This is a genomic window from Sorangium sp. So ce406, from assembly GCF_051474675.1.
GTDB classification, from domain to species: Bacteria; Myxococcota_A; Polyangia; order Polyangiales; family Polyangiaceae; genus Sorangium; species Sorangium cellulosum_G.
Window position 1 is genome coordinate 8,671,597 of the sequence record NZ_CP150340.1, and the last position, 16,714, is coordinate 8,688,310.

Annotated in this window: 13 protein-coding genes; 11 read left to right on the top strand and 2 right to left on the bottom strand. The window is 72.1% G+C overall.

All coding sequences use genetic code 11. The annotated features are described in order from the left end of the window. Positions 1-26 precede the first annotated feature (26 nt). From WME96_RS32250 to WME96_RS32260, 3 genes are all read left to right on the top strand, one after another. Positions 27-1,076, top strand: coding sequence for an AgmX/PglI C-terminal domain-containing protein (locus tag WME96_RS32250; RefSeq protein ID WP_437285422.1), 1,050 nt, complete (start codon positions 27-29; stop codon positions 1,074-1,076). 130 nt (positions 1,077-1,206) lie between these two features. Further along, the gene (locus WME96_RS32255) at positions 1,207-2,349 is read left to right on the top strand and encodes a hexokinase family protein (protein ID WP_437285423.1); all 1,143 of its coding nucleotides are present in this window, start codon (positions 1,207-1,209) and stop codon (positions 2,347-2,349) included. 339 nt (positions 2,350-2,688) lie between these two features. Continuing rightward, a complete protein-coding gene (locus tag WME96_RS32260; RefSeq protein WP_061617241.1) occupies positions 2,689-3,177 on the top strand; it encodes a hypothetical protein in 489 nt (162 codons plus the stop codon). Positions 3,178-3,252: 75 nt separating this feature from the next. Here WME96_RS32260 and gndA read toward each other — a convergent pair whose 3' ends face one another. Then, positions 3,253-4,785: an NADP-dependent phosphogluconate dehydrogenase gene (gndA, locus tag WME96_RS32265; RefSeq protein ID WP_437285424.1), complete on the bottom strand. Its 1,533-nt coding sequence runs from the start codon at positions 4,783-4,785 to the stop codon at positions 3,253-3,255. Between the two features lie 278 nt (positions 4,786-5,063). On the opposite strand from gndA, the gene WME96_RS32270 reads away from it, so the two are divergent. From WME96_RS32270 to WME96_RS32290, 5 genes are all read left to right on the top strand, one after another. Beyond that, entirely contained in the window at positions 5,064-7,142 is a 2,079-nt protein-coding gene (locus WME96_RS32270; protein WP_437285425.1) for a hypothetical protein, read from the top strand. A gap of 47 nt (positions 7,143-7,189) precedes the next feature. Then, positions 7,190-7,363 carry a hypothetical protein gene (locus WME96_RS32275; RefSeq protein WP_437285426.1) on the top strand — a complete coding sequence of 58 codons (174 nt, stop codon included), beginning with the start codon at positions 7,190-7,192 and terminating at the stop codon, positions 7,361-7,363. Positions 7,364-7,483: 120 nt separating this feature from the next. Then, positions 7,484-8,995, top strand: coding sequence for a serine/threonine-protein kinase (locus tag WME96_RS32280; protein ID WP_437285427.1), 1,512 nt, complete (start codon positions 7,484-7,486; stop codon positions 8,993-8,995). Between the two features lie 183 nt (positions 8,996-9,178). Further along, positions 9,179-10,195 carry a hypothetical protein gene (locus WME96_RS32285; protein WP_437285428.1) on the top strand — a complete coding sequence of 339 codons (1,017 nt, stop codon included), beginning with the start codon at positions 9,179-9,181 and terminating at the stop codon, positions 10,193-10,195. Between the two features lie 128 nt (positions 10,196-10,323). Then, positions 10,324-11,037: a hypothetical protein gene (locus WME96_RS32290; protein WP_437285429.1), complete on the top strand. Its 714-nt coding sequence runs from the start codon at positions 10,324-10,326 to the stop codon at positions 11,035-11,037. 56 nt (positions 11,038-11,093) lie between these two features. Here WME96_RS32290 and WME96_RS32295 read toward each other — a convergent pair whose 3' ends face one another. Beyond that, positions 11,094-11,450 (bottom strand): arsenate reductase family protein, encoded by a 357-nt coding sequence (locus WME96_RS32295; RefSeq protein ID WP_437285430.1) that lies wholly within the window; start codon positions 11,448-11,450, stop codon positions 11,094-11,096. Positions 11,451-12,004: 554 nt separating this feature from the next. Between WME96_RS32295 and abc-f the strand changes: the two genes are divergently transcribed. The 3 genes from abc-f to WME96_RS32310 all read left to right on the top strand — a co-directional run bounded on the left by abc-f (position 12,005) and on the right by WME96_RS32310 (position 16,681). Next, positions 12,005-13,627, top strand: coding sequence for a ribosomal protection-like ABC-F family protein (gene abc-f / locus WME96_RS32300; protein WP_437285431.1), 1,623 nt, complete (start codon positions 12,005-12,007; stop codon positions 13,625-13,627). Positions 13,628-13,760: 133 nt separating this feature from the next. Continuing rightward, positions 13,761-16,322: an ATP-binding protein gene (locus tag WME96_RS32305; protein WP_437285432.1), complete on the top strand. Its 2,562-nt coding sequence runs from the start codon at positions 13,761-13,763 to the stop codon at positions 16,320-16,322. Positions 16,323-16,423: 101 nt separating this feature from the next. Next, the gene (locus tag WME96_RS32310; protein ID WP_437285433.1) at positions 16,424-16,681 is read left to right on the top strand and encodes a hypothetical protein; all 258 of its coding nucleotides are present in this window, start codon (positions 16,424-16,426) and stop codon (positions 16,679-16,681) included. Positions 16,682-16,714: the final 33 nt, after the last annotated feature.

Genomic DNA, 16,714 nt, shown 5'->3' on the forward strand with positions numbered 1-16,714 from the left:
ACGTCGGACCCACGTCGGAGGAACCGATGCGAAGCGCGTTGCTCGTCCTCGTCGGAGTTCATGCCTTGCTGGGGCTCACCCTGCCCTCGCCCGAGGCGCTCGCGCTGCCCGCGCCCGACGAGCTCGCCCTCCCGTCGCTCGCAGAGAAGGAGCGGGCCGCGCTGCGCTCGCCCGGGAGCCGGCTCGCCCGCGACGGCGCGCCCGAGCCCTCGAAGGCGCGCGCGCCGGTCCCCGCCCCCTCGAAGGAGCGCGCCCCTGCCGCCTCGCCCGAGAAGAAGCGCGGCGGGCGCTCGACCGAGGCCGATTGCAAGGCGCTCGGGCCCGAGGTGCAGAAGGCCTCACGGATGATCGAGGTGCTCCGGGAGTCCGACCTGAGCACGCCGCCCGAGGTGCTGCTGCGGATCGCGGATCGGCTCGACCTCTGGGCCGGCGCGCCCGCGGTCCGCCTCGCCGACCCCGACCTCGCCCGCGAGGCCAGGCACATCCGGGAGAGCTTCGCCCGGACCAGCACCGCGATCCGCAAGCTGCGGGCATCGCTCATCCTCAACAAGCCCAACCTGAAGAAGGCGGGCTCCGCGCGCGCCGGGCTGGAGCGGGAGCTCGACAAGGACGCGAAGGTGGTGCGGAGCATCGTCGGCCGTTGCAAGAGCAACCCGTATGAGCCGATCAAGGGCAAAGCCCACATCCCGCCCCACGTCGTGCGGCGCGTCGTCCAGGAGAACTTCGGCGCCATGCGCGCCTGCTACGAAAAGGGCCTTCGCAAGAATCCCAAGCTCGAAGGGCGCATACCCGTGCACCTCGTCGTCGACGGCCAGGGCAAGGTGACGTACGCGGGAGACGCCGACCGACCGCCCGCGGACGCGCCCCTGCTGATCGCGCTCCCCTCGCCCGGCGCGGCCGCGCCGTCCTCGCCCGCCCCGCCGCTCCGCGACGACAAGGTCGTCGACTGCGTGCTCGACGTCTTCCGCGGCCTCCGATTCCCCTCCCCCGCGGACAACAAGGGCGTCGCCAGCGTTGTCTATCCTGTCGTCTTCGGTGTGGACGACAACCGCTCTTCGGCCACCTCCTCGAGGTGACGCGGAGCGCAACCGCCGGCGGCCAGGCGCTGGCGCGCTGCCGTCCGAGCGGGGCCTTCATCAAGCACGCTCGCGACGCGACGTGCAAAGTTATTTCCTTCTCTGAAGCCAGAGGGTAAGCATTCCCCCGATGAAGCTCTCGCTCTCCGAGCTCCAGGACATCCGCCGCACCCTCGCGGCGCGCACCGTCTTCGGCCTCTCGACGCCGGGCACCGAGATCGCCGCGCTCCCTGCCTACCTCGCGCCCCCGCCGGACGGGATGACCGGGCGCGCCGTGGTGGTCGACGCCGGCGGCACGAACCTCCGCGCTGCGATCGTGGAGCTCGCGCCGGGCGGCGTGTCGCGCCTCGTGGCCGGGCCCGAGCCGGCGAAGTTCCCGGGCGGGCCGGAGATCACGGGCGACGCCTTCTTCGATGTCCAGGCGGAGCTGGTCGAGCGCCTCGGCCCCGTGCACGGCTTGCCGGTGGGCTATTGCTTCTCGTATCCGTCGGAGACGCTGCCGTCGCTCGACGCGCGGCTGCTCCGCTGGACCAAGGGTGTCCAGGTCGCGGGGGTCGCGGGCACCAACGTGGGCGAGCGGCTCGGCCGGGCGCTCGCCGCGCGGAAGCTCCGGCCCGGCCCGGTCCGGGTGCTGAACGACACGGTGGCGAGCCTGCTCGGGGGTGCCTTCGCGCACGGCGGGGCGCAGCCCGCGGCGTTCATCGGGCTCATCGTGGGGACGGGCACGAACATGGCCACGTTCCTCCCTGCCGGCCGGATCCCGAAGCTCAAGACCGGGCACTTCGTCGCCCCGATGGCGGTCAACCTCGAGAACGGCAACTTCAACCCGCCGCACCTCCAGCCGTTCGACGCGGAGGTCGACGCGGCCTCCGAGAACCCCGGGGCCCAGCGCTTCGAGAAGGCGGTGTCCGGGGCCTACCTGCCGCGGCTCTTCGCGCGGCTGTGCCCGGACCACGCCCCCCTCGCGAGCTCTGCGGATCTCGTGCGGCTCCGCGACGACGGCGCGGGCGACGCGCGGCGGGTCGCCGGCGAGCTCCTCCAGCGCTCCGCCGACCTCGTGGCGGCGGCGCTCGCGGCGGTCGTGGACGTGCTCGACACGCCCCCTGGGGTCGGCATCCTCGCGGAGGGGAGCCTCTTCTGGGGCGACCCGCGCTATGCGCCGCGGGTGCAGGAGACGCTCCGCGCCCTCGTCGGCTCGCGCGTCGAGCCCCGGATCGCGCGGCTCGAGCACGTCAACCTGATCGGCTCGGCCTGCGCCGCGCTGTTCGCCTGATCGCCGGCGCGTCGCCCCCCCGCGCGGCGCGGAGGGCGCCCGGCGGGCGCGCCGTCGAGGACCCAGCGATCTTCCCGAGATCTCGCGCTCCCGGAGCCCCTGTCGAGGCGCGCAGCGCGCCCACTCGGGCCCGCTCGATGCGATCCGGGATACGACCCGGGCGCCTCGCGATCGGAGGGATCACACATTTCTGGCCGTATCCGCCGTTTGCGACCACGATGGCGCAGCGTGGGCGACATGGGAGGGGCTGGCCGGTGAGGTGCGAAACAGCAGCGGGCTGCGGCCTGGCCGATCCGGTCGTGCGCCGCCGGTTGTCGCGGGCGGGCCCTGGTAGCCAGAATGGCTATTGTCGTTAGAGAGATGCTCCCGTCGAACCGCAAGCTCGCGTTCCGAAGGCAGCCGCACCTGGTCGATGACAGCGGGAGCGTCGGCGTGTGGATCACGCAGCCGGCCGGGATGCTCGTGCAGCTCCTGCGGGAGACGGCGGCGACGGGCGACATCGCGCGGTTCATCTCGGTCGACGCGTACCAGAAGCTCGTGGGGGTGATGCGCCCCGGGGAGCGGGCTTACTTCCTCTACGACATGGCGCTCATGGTGCGGTACGAGACCGAGGCGCGCGTGATCCTGACCCAGTGGGGGCTCAGCGTGCGCGAGCGGATCGAGCACATCGTGGTCCGGCCGCCCCCGGAGATGAACAAGCTGGGGCGCATGGGCATCCAGACGATCGCGGCGGCGATGAGCCTGGCGGGCGTGCAGCTCGACGTCGTGGACGACCTCGAGCCGTTCCTGCGGGAGCGCAACCTGCGGCCGCGGATCAGCCTGACCTGAGCAGGGCTCCGGGGGCCGTGCGGCCCGGGTGGCCCTGCTCAGGTCTGCGAGCTCAGGAGGGGAGTCTGGCGAGGATCAGTGCCCGCCGCCGGTGCCCTTGATGTCGAGCTGGGGACGGGAGGGGTGCGGCCAGTCGAGGTGGAAGAACTTGCCGCGCGGCTGGTCCGTGCGCTCGTAGGTGTGCGCGCCGAAGTAGTCGCGCTGCGCCTGCAGCAGGTTCGCCGGCAGGTGGGCGGCGCGGTAGCCGTCGTAGTACGAGAGGGCGGACATGAACGCCGGCGCCCAGACGCCGTTCTGCGCGGCGATCGAGACCACCTTGCGCCAGTTGGACTGACCGTTCTTGATCTGCTCGTTGAAGTACGGATCGAGCAGGAGGTTCGTCAGCCCGGGATTGCGCGTGTACGCCTCGGTGATCTTCTGGAGGAACCGGGCGCGGATGATGCAGCCGCCGCGCCAGATGCTCGCGATCGTGCCGAAATCGAGCTTCCAGTCGTACTCGGCCTGCGCCGCGGCCATGAGCTGGAACCCCTGCGCGTAAGCGCAGATCTTCGAGCAATACAGCGCGTCGCGGATCGCGGTGATCGTGCCCTGGCGGTCCTGGACCGGGGTCGGGGTCGGGCCCGTGAGCTGCTTCGAGGCCTCGACGCGCTCGTCCTTCAGCGCCGACAGGCAGCGCGCGAACACCGCCTCGGCGATCGCGTTCGCAGGAATGCCCATGTCGAGGGCGTTGCTGCTCGTCCACTTGCCGGTGCCCTTCTGACCCGCCGTGTCGAGGACGAAATCGACGAACGGCTTGTCCTTCTGGACAGGGTCCTTCTGCTGGAGGATGTCGGCGGTGATCTGGATGAGGTACGAGTCGAGATCGCCGCTGTTCCACTCGGAGAAGACGCGCGACATCTCGTCCTTCGACATCCCGAGCAGCCCGTCGAGGAGCGTGTACGCCTCGCAGATGAGCTGCATGTCGATGTACTCGATGCCGTTGTGGACCATCTTCACGTAGTGGCCCGCGCCGTTCGGCCCGATGTACGCCGTGCAGGGCACGCCGCCCTCCACCGGCTTGCCGGCGGTCGCGCCCTCGAGCGGCCTGCCGGTCTGGGGGTCGACCTTGGCGGCGATCGCGCGCCAGATCGGCTCCAGGTGCTGCCAGGACTCGGGGTCGCCGCCGGGCATCAGCGAGGGGCCGAAGCGGGCCCCGACCTCGCCGCCGGAGACGCCGGAGCCGAAGAACTTGCACTGCGACGCGTACTCCTTCTCGCGCCGGATGGTGTCGGTCCAGAGCGAGTTGCCCAGATCGACGACGATGTCGTCCGGCTCGATCCCCGCCTCGAGGAGCTGCTTGACCACCATGTCCACCGGCGGACCGGCCTTGACCAGGATCACCGCCTTGCGCGGCTTCTTCAGGGCGCGGACGAAGTCCTTCAGCGTCTCGCAGTAGACAAGGCCGCCGGGGGTGCTCGGGTTGCGGGCGACGAAGTCCTTCGCGACCTGCACCGTGCGGTTGAACACGGCCACCTTGAACCCGTGGTCGGCCATGTTGAGCGCGACGTTCTCGCCCATGACGGCCAGCCCGATCATGCCGATGTCGCAGCTGGATGTGGCATCATTCATCCCAGTTCTTCTCCTTCACACATTGCTCATGCTCCGTCAGCGACCGCTCTGTTGTGCGGATCGGCCGGCTCAGCAAGGCATCGTCCCGCGCGCCGTCGATCTTTGGGTCGGCTGGCAGCCACGGCCGCGCATTCTGAGCAGGCCAGCGGCGCGGCGTCCAGCGCCGTCGCGACCGGCCGGCGCGCCTGTCCCGCCCGCCGCCGCGCGCCTCTCGCCCGCCGCCGCGCCGCCGCGGCCGCTGTGGAGCCGCGCTCGGGCGCCATGGTACGCTCTCGCCCGTGCGACCGGGCCCGGCGCTCGTAGGCCTCCTGCTCCTCGCCGCGGCCTCGTCCTCGGCCTGCGTCCCCCCCGCGTACAACGTCCGCGCCGCGCGCGCCTTCGCGAACGAGGACGCCCGCCGCGCGATCATCGACGATCGCGCGGCCGATCTGGAGCGAGCGGCCGCCCTGGCCGACGAGGTCCTCGCGCACACCCCTTACTCCTCGGGCGACGCGTGGATCGCCGCGCTCCGCCTCGACGACGAGGAGGGCGAGCGGCTCCGCGAGCGCTTCGAGGAGGCGCCCCCGTACGACGGCGAGCACGAGGTCCCGCTCGCCAAGCTCTACCGCGCGAAGCTCGACGAGGCGCTCGCCCGCGCGAGGGCGCCCCGGCCGTCGCCGCCCGCGTTCGCGCGGCTCTTCGACGCGCTCGCCGCGCTCGCGGCGCCGGCGTCGGCGTCGGACGCTCGCGGCGCGGCCGGCGCGGCCGGCGCGAGCGCGGCGAGCGGCCTGCCCGCCGCGTGGGAGGCGCTCGCGGAGCACGCGAGGGCGCTCGCGGCCGAGGAGCGGACCGTCGCGCGGCTCTCGGCCGGCAGGCCCCTCGGCGCCCCGGACACGCCCGAGATTGCGGCGCCGCGCGCGCGGGCCGCCGCGCGGCGCCGGGCGCTCGCCGGAGCGCAGCGCGACATCGCGGCGGCCGCGGTCGCGCTCCGCGCGGCGAGCGCGGGGCACGAGCCCGCCGCGACGATCGCGCGCGACGCGCTCCGCGCCGTGTCGTTCCTCCTGCGCATGCACGTCGAGGCGCTCGCCGTGGCGCCTTACGTGGTGAAGCAGGCCCGGCGCGTCGCGCGCGGCGAGCCCGGCTACGCGGCCGCCGTGGCGCGCGCCGAGGCGCTCTCCCGGGTGCTCGAGGAGCAGCGCGAGGCGCTCTCCGCCTGCGCCGAGGCGCTCTCCGTGCCGGCGCGGACGCCGCTCGAGGACACCGCGGGCTTCGAGATGCAGGAGAGCCTGCTCGATCAGGGCAGGGCGATCAGCCTCGACGCCGTCCACCTCCGGCTGAAGGGCGACGTCGAGCTCCTCTTCTTCCACCAGATCGCGAGCCCGAACTCGTCCGGCGGCATCAACGATTACCGGGGCAGGACGCGGCGGCTCGCCTACGACGTCGACCCCGTGTTCATGGTCGGCGGCCGGGCGATGATCACGTACGACTTCGAGCACGTGCGCGACGCCGCGCGCCTCAACGCCGGGTTCAAGACCGACCGGCTGTTCTCGTCGGGGGGCGACATCCGCTACGACAGCTCGCTCGGCAAGCTGATCGGCCTGAACGGCCTCGCGAGCGACGTCTTCGACATCGGCGCCGACCTCGTCGGCCTCCGCACGAGCCTCAAGGTCGCGCGGTTCACCTCGGGCGACGTGGCCGAGATCGCCGTCGACCCGGCGACCGGGCGCGACGCCGGCGTCGTCGCCAGCGCGCCGTTTCAGCTCCTCGTCCGCCAGATCGACGTCGGCTTCGACGTGACGAAGCTCTTCCCCGAGGCGGCGGACGATCTCTATCTCGAGGAGCTGCTCGCCGGCTTCCGGTACATGGATTACAAGCTCCCGCGCATCTTCTACGAGCTCCGCGAGCGGGAGCCGGGCAAGGGCGATATCTACCTCTTCGAGCGGCAGAGCCCAGCCCAGAGCGTGACGTCGCGGTTCTACCAGGGCGGCTTCAGCCTGCGGATGGGCAACGGCGAGTGGCCGCGCCTCGCGCCGTTCGGCGACATCGGCCTGTACGGCGGCGCCGGCCCGGTGCGCTACGCCTTCTCGGGGGACCCCTCGGTCCCCGGCGGCGAGCGCGAGGTCGACGAGGCGACGATGATCGCGTTCTCCGGCAACCTGTCCGTGGGCCTCCGGCTCCGGCTGACCTCGTACCTCAGCCGGCTCCGGCTGCTCACCGAGCTGTCCTACAACGTCGAGGCGGTCGGCCAGGGGATCGTGTCCGGCATCCATGCGACGAGGCGCGGCGACGAGACGACCTACACGATCGGCCGCAAGATCGATATCGGCGGGTTCGACCTGTTCCACGGGCCCCGGCTGCTCGCGGTGCTCGTGCTCTGACGAGGGCCCGCCGCTGGACGCGGCGCGCGCCGCGTCCAGCGGCGCGAATGGCCGGGGTCGATCCAGATAGTGGACGCTTCCCGCTCACCGTGATTGAACGGCATGGCGAACATCTCGATGACGCCGATCTCGAGCCTGTCAGGGAACGTCAGCCCGAGATCCGGGATCGCGGCATCGAGATGCCGCCGGCAAGCGTCAACGAGACCGTCATGACGAAATGATCACCACGCCGTCGTTCCCTGGGCCCTACCTGGCGATCGCTGTAGGGGGGCGGACCACAACCAGTTCCCGAGTGCAGGCGTGGGACCTCATGGTGTAAGCTCGTTCGACGCGGTGGACCCATGTCGCTGAGCTTCGTCGAAGGGAGGCTGTTCGCGGGCAGGTACCGCGTCGTGCGCAGCGTCGCGACCGGCGCGATGGGCGCGATCTACGAGGTCGTCCACGTCGAGACGGAGCGCCGGCGGGCGCTCAAGGTGATGCACCCGCACCTCGCCGAGAACCCCGAGTTCCATGCCCGGTTCAAGCTCGAGGCGCGCGTCGCCGCGCGCATCGCGACCGAGCACATCGTCGAGGTGTTCGACGCCGGCATCGACGGGGAGACCGGCATGCCGTTCCTCGTCATGGAGCTGCTCCGCGGCGAGGAGCTCAGCAAGCGCGTCCGCCGCGCCGGCCGCCTGTCGCCGGAGGAGACGGTCACCTACCTGCGCCAGACGGCGATCGCCCTCGACAAGACGCACGCCGCCGGGGTCGTCCACCGCGATCTCAAGCCGGCGAACCTCTTCCTCGCGGCGAGCGACGACGACGACGAGCTCCGCATCAAGGTGCTCGATTTCGGCATTGCCAAGCTCGTCGCCGAGACCGCGGTCGACTCGGCGACGACCGCGGCCCTCGGGACGCCGCTCTACATGGCGCCTGAGCAGTTCAGCGGCGAGTCGATCACGAAGGCCGTCGATCTCTTCGCGTTCGGCCAGATCGCGTACACGCTCCTGGTCGGCAAGGCGTACTGGCTGAACGATATGCGGGAGTTCAGCAACAGCCTCGCGTTCGCGGTGATCGCGATGCACGGCCCGCAGGAGCCCGCGTGTGCGCGCGCGGAGGCCGACGGGGTGAAGCTGCCCCCGGCCTTCGATCCGTGGTTCGCGAAGGCCACGGCGCGCGACCCCGAGGCGCGCTTCTCGACCGCATCGGCCGCGGTCGAGGCGCTCGCCGATGTCTTCGACATCGTGTCCCCGCCGATGAGGTCGTCGCGCCTCTCCGCGGTGGACACGCCGCTCCCGCGCGGGAGCCAGGGGGCCCCGCCCTCCTCGGTGCCGGCGGCGGCGTCCTCCTCGGTGCCGGTGGCCGCCCAGTCCTCCAACACGGGCGTGGAGACCAGGGTCCAGGCCGCGAAGCCGCGGAGCCGCTCCACGCTCGCGTTCGCGGCGCTCGCCCTGATCGGCGGAGGCGCCATCGCTGTCGCGTCGCTGCGCGGGGGCGCGCCCGCCGCCCCCGGCGGCGCGGAGCGCGCGCAGGCGGCCCGGCCGGCGCTCTCGCCGCCGCCCTCGCCGCCGACCTCGACGCCGTCCTTCATCGCGCCGGTCCCCGCGCTCCCGACGGCCTCCGAGACGGCCGGAGCGCTCGAGCTCGTGGCGCCCGCGACGCCTGCGGCGAGCGCCTCCGCGCCGCACGAGGGTGGCGACCGGAGGCCCGCCCCCGCAGCAGCGTCCGCCAGCGCGAGGTCCTCGACGCCGCCGCCCCGCGCGGCGCCGTCGGCCAGCGCGGCGCCGTCGGCCAGCGCCAGGCCCGCGCCGTCCGCGCAGCCGTCCGCCTCCTCGTCGGCCAGGCCCCGGGAGTCGCTCTACTCGGCGGACTGATCCCGCGGCCTGGCGGCGGGCCGATGCATCGGCCTGCGCGGCGGGCCGGCGCATCGGCGGCGGCGCGATGCACCGGCAGCGGCGCGATGACTTTCTTCCCTGGGGGGATACCAGGGATGATATCTCATGCGTCAACCGATGCGCCTCGTCTGGTCTGGGCCCCTATTCGGCGGCTTGCTGAGCATGGCTATCGCCGCTCCCGCCAACGCGCAACCCGACGCCGTCGCGGTGGCCGAGTCGCTGTTCAACCGCGGTCTCGCGGACATGCTGGCGGGCCGGTATGCGACAGGCTGCCCTGCCCTCAGCGAGAGTCATCGGCTCGATCCTCGCCCAGGGCGGCTGTTCACGCTCGCCGAGTGCGAGGCGCTGTGGGGGCGCATCGCCACCGCGGTCGCGCGCTACAACGATTTTCTGGCGCTGTATTCCCGCATGTCGGAGGCCGAGAAGCTGCAGCAGCGCGAGCGCTACGACGTCGCGGTCGAGCAGCGCGACGCGCTCGCGCCGCTCGTGCCCCAACTCACGCTGTCGCTGCCGCGCGACGCGCCCCAGGGCACGGTCGTGCAGCGCGACGGAATCACCCTCGGGGAGCCGTCCCTCGGCATCGCGCTCCCCGTCAACCCGGGAGAGCACGTCGTGACGACGAGGGCGCCGGGCGGGCCCGAGCACGAGGTGCGGTTCACGATCGACAGGTCGGAGTCCAAGACCATCGAGCTCGAGGTGAAGCTCCCCGCCGAGGCACCGCCGCCCGTGAAGCCGCAGGGTCCGGGCGCTCAGGCCGTCGTGCCGCCGGGGGCCCGCCCCGCGCCGCCGCCGCCGGACGCGGGGCCGAGCGGCCGGCGCGTCGTGACCTACGTGGCGGGCGGGCTCGCCGCGAGCGCGCTGATCTTCGGGTCGGTGACGGGGTGGATGGCGATCAACGAGAGCAGCCTGGCGGACGACGAGTGCGACGACGTCCCCGGTCAGCCCGGCGTGGCGGCCTGCACCGCCGTCGGGAAGGCGGCCGGCGACCGCGCGAAGGACCTCGGGCTGGCGAGCACGATCGGCTTCGGCGCCGGCGGCGTGCTCGCCGGCGCGGCGCTGCTGCTCTTCCTGACGGAGCCGCCCCCGCCTCGCCCGCAGGTCGGTCAGGTCGGCGCGCTGCGCTGGTCGCTGCTCGCGACGCCGACCGGCGGCGGCGTCGCGGTGCGCGGCCACTGGTGAGCTCGCCAGCGCGCCTGGCTCGTCGAAATCGTGCGATCCGCAGGGGAGCGCGGCGAATTGTAGTACCAATAAAAAACTACAGGTCGACACGCCCGGGCGGGGACGCGGTGACGAAGGAAAGGCAACTCATGATCACGAAGACCACGATGGCGATGTTCGGGCTCGCGGCGACTGGCCTGCTCGCGGGCTGCACGGAGACGCTCGACTCGAAGCAGATCCGCACCGGGGGCATCTCGGCGACCCTGGAGGCGACCGCCGAGAGCGCGTCGTCGACGAGCCTGAAGGCGACGCTCCGGGTCGGCGGCGACGAGAGCAACACGTACGTCATCCTGAGCGGCGGAGACCGGATCTCGGCGGCGGCGGACGGCGAGGAGGTCGAGATGACGGCCCAGGGCACCGGGGTCTATGCGGCCGACTTCGACGTCGGCGCCGGAGACACCGAGTTCACGGTGGCGCTCAACCGCGAGGACGACGACGACGCGACGGGCAACGCCGGGACGCTCCCCGACCCGTTCGACCTCGAGGAGCTGCCCAGGGAGCCGGTCCCGCGCGACGAGGAGATCACGATCGCGTGGTCGCCGAGCGGGTCGGGGGACGACATGGTGATCCACGTGGACGGCGACTGCATCTTCCCGGTGCGGATCGACGTGGGGGGCGACCCGGGGACCTACACCGTCGCCGCCGGCGAGCTGGAGTCGACCCGCTCGCAGGATCCCAAGAGCTGCGATGTGGACGTCGTGGTCAGCCGCACGCGCAAGGGCACGACGGACAACAACTTCGACCCGGAGAGCTCGTTCGAGCTGAGCCAGGTCCGTACGGGCCGCTTCACCTCGGCGCCCTGAGGCGCCCCCACCGCGCCTGTCTATAGAAGGCAGCCTGCCCTGACGCCCCTGGAGCGTCAGCCGAACAGCGCGGCGTAGTCGTCCTCGCGAAAGCCGACCAGCACCTCGTTTCCCTTCACCAGCACGGGCCGCTTGACGAGCTTCCCGTCCTCGGTGAGCCACCGCGCGACCTCCTCGTCGCTCGCGGCGTCCACCCGCGCCTTGCCGAGCGCGCGGTAGCTCTGCCCGCTCGTGTTGAGCCACCGGCGCACCGGGAGCCCGCTCGCCGGCACCCACCTGGCGAGCTCCTCGGCCGTCGGCGGCTCATCGACGATCGGCCGCACGGCGACGTCGACGCCGCGCTCGCCGAGCCACTTCAGCGCCTTCTTGCAGGTGCTGCAGCCTGCATACGACAGGATCTGAACCTTGCTCATACCGGCCTTCTGCCCCCGCCGCCGGCAAAGAGCAAGCGGCTCATCGACGGAGATAGAGAAGAAGAGAATCGAACCACAGAGGCACAGAGGGCACAGAGGAAGAGAGAAAATAAAATTCTCATCCTCTCTTTCACTCTTCTCCCCTCTTCTTCTCTCCCTCTGTGCCCTCTGTGCCTCTGTGGTTCAAATTTCTTCTCCCATTCGCTCCGCGCGGCGCTCGGTCAGGCGCCCGCCGCGCCGGTTGTGCCGCTCACAACCATGGTGCGCTCTCTGCCGGTGGGCCGGTCGAACCGCCGGCCTCCGATGGAAATGCGGGAGAGGCGCCGACGTCGCCACAAACCGAGGGCCATCGCAGGGGCGATTCTCCATCGCGAGGGAGAAAAGCGAGCTCTCCAGAGCAAAGACCTCGATGCGCGGGCGAGAAAAGCCCGGATCGATACGGGTCGCCAGCGCGCCGCGACGGCCGCCCGCGGCGGACGAAATGCCGCGGCGCGTGGCGGGGCGTCTGGTATACGTGCGCGGAAAGGAGCCGCCTCAAGCGGCAGCGCCCCCTCGTGATCCGCCTCGATTCCATCAGCAAGCAGCACGGTAAGCAGATCCTCTTCCTCGAGGCCTCCGCGGCGGTGAACCGCGGCGAGAAGGTCGGCCTGGTGGGGCCCAACGGCTCGGGCAAGACCACGATCTTCCGCATGATCACCAAGGAGGAGGCGCCCGACGGCGGCCAGGTCGCGATCGACCGCGGCGTCACCATCGGCTACTTCAGCCAGGATGTCGGCGAGATGAAGGGCAGGAGCGCCGTCGCCGAGACCATGGACGGCGCCGGCCCCGTCTCCGTCGTCGCCGCCGAGCTCCGCGAGCTCGAGGCCGCCCTCGCCGACCCCGAGCGCATGGATGAAATGGAGAGCCTCATCGAGCGCTTCGGGCAGGCGCAGGCCCGCTACGAGGAGCTCGGCGGCTACGCGCTCGACGCGAGGGCGCGCGAGATCCTCGCCGGCCTCGGCTTCAGCCAGGCCGTGATGGACGACGACGTGGGCAACCTCTCGGGCGGGTGGAAGATGCGCGTCGCCCTCGCGCGCATCCTCCTCATGAGGCCTGACGCCCTCCTGCTCGACGAGCCGACCAACCACCTCGACATCGAGTCGATCATCTGGCTCGAAGGCTACCTGAAGCAGTATCCAGGGGCGCTCGTCATGACCTCCCACGACCGCGAGTTCATGAACCGCATCGTCACCAAGATCATCGAGATCGACGGCGGCGAGCTCACCACCTACTCCGGCAACTACGAGTTCTACGAGCAGCAGCGCGCCATCAACGAGCAGCAGGCCGAGGCGCAGTACGAGCGCCAGCAGGCGATGCTCGCCAAGGAGATGCGCTTCATCGAGCGCTTCAAGGCCCAGGCCGCCAAGGCGGCGCAGGTCCAGTCGCGCGTGAAGAAGCTCGAGAAGATCGACAAGGTCGAGCCGCCGAAGCGCAGGAGGACGATCCGCTTCGAGTTCAAGCCCGCCCCGCGCTCTGGCGACGACGTGGCGCGCCTCGAGGGGGTCAAGAAGACGTACGGCGGGCGGCCCATCTACGACGGGCTCGATCTGCTGATCCGCCGCCGGGAGCGCTGGTGCGTCATGGGCGTGAACGGCGCCGGCAAATCCACCCTGCTCAAGCTCATCGCGGGGGCGGCCGCGCCGGACGCGGGCGCGGTGAGCGTCGGCGCGAGCGTCAAGCTCGGGTATTTCGCGCAGCACGCGATGGAGCTGCTCGACCCGACCCGCTCGGTCTGGGAGTCGATCGTCGCGAGCTTCCCCCAGGCCTCGATCGGCTCGCTCCGCACGCTCGCCGGCGCATTCGGCTTCTCCGGCGACGACATCGACAAGCCGTGTCGCATCCTCTCGGGCGGCGAGAAGGCCCGGCTCGTGCTCGCGATCATGCTCTACGACCCGCCGAACTTCCTCGTGCTCGACGAGCCCACCAACCACCTCGACATGGCCACCAAGGAGATGCTCGTCGAGGCGCTCGCGTCGTTCGAGGGCACCATGCTGTTCGTCTCGCACGATCGCCGCTTCCTCGCGGCGCTGTCGAACCGCGTCCTCGAGCTCATGCCCGACGGGCCGCGCATCTATGGCGGCGGATACCTGGAGTACGTGGCCCAGAGCGGGCACGAGGCGCCGGGCCTCCGGAGCTGAACCGCGCCCTCGCGGCGCGCGGCGCGCGGCCGATCGAGCTCCGCCCAGGCTCGACTCGACATCATCGATCCGGATCGGCGCGCGGCGCGCGGTGAACACATGCTCAAGGTTTCGCGCTATCGTAAAGGACCGCATGGATCAGCTCGGTAGACCGAACGAAGAGCGGCTCTCCGACTTCATCCGGCGCCACCGCGACGCGATCCTGGGGGCGTGGAAGCAGCGAGCGCACGCCCTGAGCCCGACGCGGTCGCCGTCGGATCCGATGCTCACCGACCATATCCCGAGCGTCCTCGCCTACGTGGCCGAGGTCGCGGGCGGCGCAGGCACCGGCGCGGAGGTCGACCAGAAGCTCCGCGGCATCCCCGGACACCACGCGCTGAACCGGCTGGCCCAGGGGTACGACCTCGCCGACGTCGTGAAGGAGTACGCGGCGCTCCGCGCCGTGATCCTGGAGCTGTGGGAGCGGGAAGGCGGGGGCGGCGGGGGGAGCGAGCTGATCCGGCTGAACGGCGCGATCGACGACGCGATCGCCGACGCGGTGACGCGCTACCAGGAGGCGCGCGTGCGCCTGCTCCAGGCGCTCGACGCCATCTCGACGGCCGCCCTCGGCAGCAGCGACCTGGACGCGTTCCTGAGGGCGCTCATCCGCGCCACGCGCGAGGCGGCCGCGGCCGTCGACGTGGCGATGGTCCTGCTCGCGGACGGCGACGCCCTCGAGGTGCACGCGACAGCGGGCCTCGACGACGGGCCGCTGCTCGGCCCCCCGCTCGAGGCATCGCGGGAGTTCGCCCGCGCGGTCCTCGCGCTGCGCGGGCCCGCGTCGCTCGACGCCGCGCTCCGGACGCTGCCCGTGACGGCGCGCGAGATCCGGTCGAGGGGGCTGCGCGCCGTCTACGGCGTGCCGCTGATCCACGAGGGGCGCGCCATCGGCGTCGCGATCCTCGGCTCGCGCAACGCCGAGGAGTTCTCCGAGGAGGACATGCTGATGCTGCGCACGATGACCAGCCGGGCGACCGGGATCATCGTGCAGGCGCAGCTCGTCGCGAAGGAGCGCGCCTCGCGGCACCAGGCGGACGACGCCCGCGCGCTGCTCGCGACGGTGATCGAGCAGATGCCGGCGGGGCTCATCATCGGCGAGCGGCAGACGGGGCGCGTCCTGCTCACGAACCGGCAAGCCACGGAGATCTTCCGGCAGTCGTTCGACGGCATCCAGAGCATCGAGGGCTACATCGGCCGCGGCTTCCACCCGCGGTCCGGCAAGGCGTACGAGACGTGGGAGTGGCCGCTCGCGCGCACCGTCACGACCGGCGAGGTCGTGGACGACGAGGAGATCGACGTGCTCCGCGGCGACGGCACGTGGGGGCGGATCCTCGTGCGCTCGAGGCCGGTCCTGGACCCGGAGGGGCGCGTCTCGGCGGGCGTCGTGACGTTCTTCGACATCACCGAGCGGACGCGCGCCGAGCAGGCGCAGCGCTTCCTCGCGGCCGCCAGCGCCTCCCTGAGCGACAGCCTCGACTTCCAGGGGACGCTCGACCGGCTCGGCCGCCTCACCGTCCCCGAGCTCGCGGACTGGTGCGTCATCCACACGCTGCCGGAGGTCGAGGCGGCGCGGCGGGTCACGGTGACGCACGTGAACCCGGAGGAGGTCCGGCGGGCGCGCGCGCTGCTGCGCGAGATCGAGCCGCTGCCGGGGCTGTCGGCGGTGATGGAGCAGGTCCTCGGCGGCGAGCGCCCGGAGCTCTTCCGGGACTTCTCCCATCCGCTGATCGCGCCGCTCGCCGAGCACGCCGGCTTCCGCCGGCTCGTCCGCGAGCTCGGGATCACCTCCGTCATGCTGGTCCCGATGGTGGCGCGGGGCCGCGCCTTCGGCTGCATCGCGCTGGGGACCGCGGCGTCCGGCCGGATCTACGACGAGGCGGACCTCGCCGTCGCGCACGATCTGGCGCAGCGGGCCGCGCTCGCCGCGGACAACGCGCGGCTCTACGAGGCCGCGCAGCGCGCGATCGAGCTGCGGGACAACGTGCTCGCCACCGTGTCGCACGACCTCAGGAACCCGCTGAGCGCGATCATCACCGCGGCCGCCGTGATGACCAAGCGGGCGGCGGCGCGCGCCGGGGACAAGGGCGACGCGAAGGCGATCCAGGCGATCCAGCGCTCGGCGCACCGGATGGACCGGCTGATCCACGACCTGCTCGACTTCGCGAGCCTGCGCGCGGGCCGGCTGGAGCTGCGCCGGCAGCCGCAGGATCCGCGGGACATCGGGCGGGAGGCGGTCGAGACGTTCGAGCCGCAGGCGCAGGAGAAGGGGGTCCGCCTGGCCGTGACGTCGGACGAGGAGGTGCCGCTCGTCGTGTGCGATCGCGATCGCGTGCTCCAGGTGCTCTCGAACCTCCTGAGCAACGCGCTCAAGGTGACGGGCGCCCAGGGGGCGATCACGGTGCGGTGCGAGCGCCGGGAGGAGCACGTCGTCTTCGCGGTGGCGGACACGGGGCCAGGGATCCCGGAGGACGAGCTGCCCTACCTCTTCGAGCGGTTCTGGCGCGGCCAGCGGAACGGCTACAAGGGCACCGGGCTCGGCCTGGCGATCGCCAGGGAGCTCGTCGTCGCGCACGGCGGGACCATCGGCGTGGAGAGCCGCGTGGGGGTGGGGACGACCTTCCGGTTCACGATCCCCGTCGGGCACGGCGCGGGCTGAGCGGCGGGCGCGACGGCCGCGGCGCGACGGCGGGCGGGCTCGCCGGCGGAGGAGTGGACGATCGGGCTCGCCGGCCCCAGGGGTCCCCGGAAGGAGGAACCATGGGAGACGAGAAGACGCAGGACCAGCTCGGCGCGCCGCGGCCCGAGCGCGAGGTCAGCGAGGCGAAGCAGCCTCACCCGCAGGCGGACGTCCCCGGCGTCCGCGGGGCGATCACATCGACCGGCGAGCGGGAGGACGCTCCCCCCGGCGAGGTCGAGACGTGGGGCAGCGAGGGCGGCGCCGGCAACTACGGAGGCGGGCCGGAGTATTCGGACACGAAGCTCCCCGCCGAGGAGTCGGGCCGCAAGCCCGCATAGCGGGGGACGGATCGCGCCGGCGGCAGGGGCACC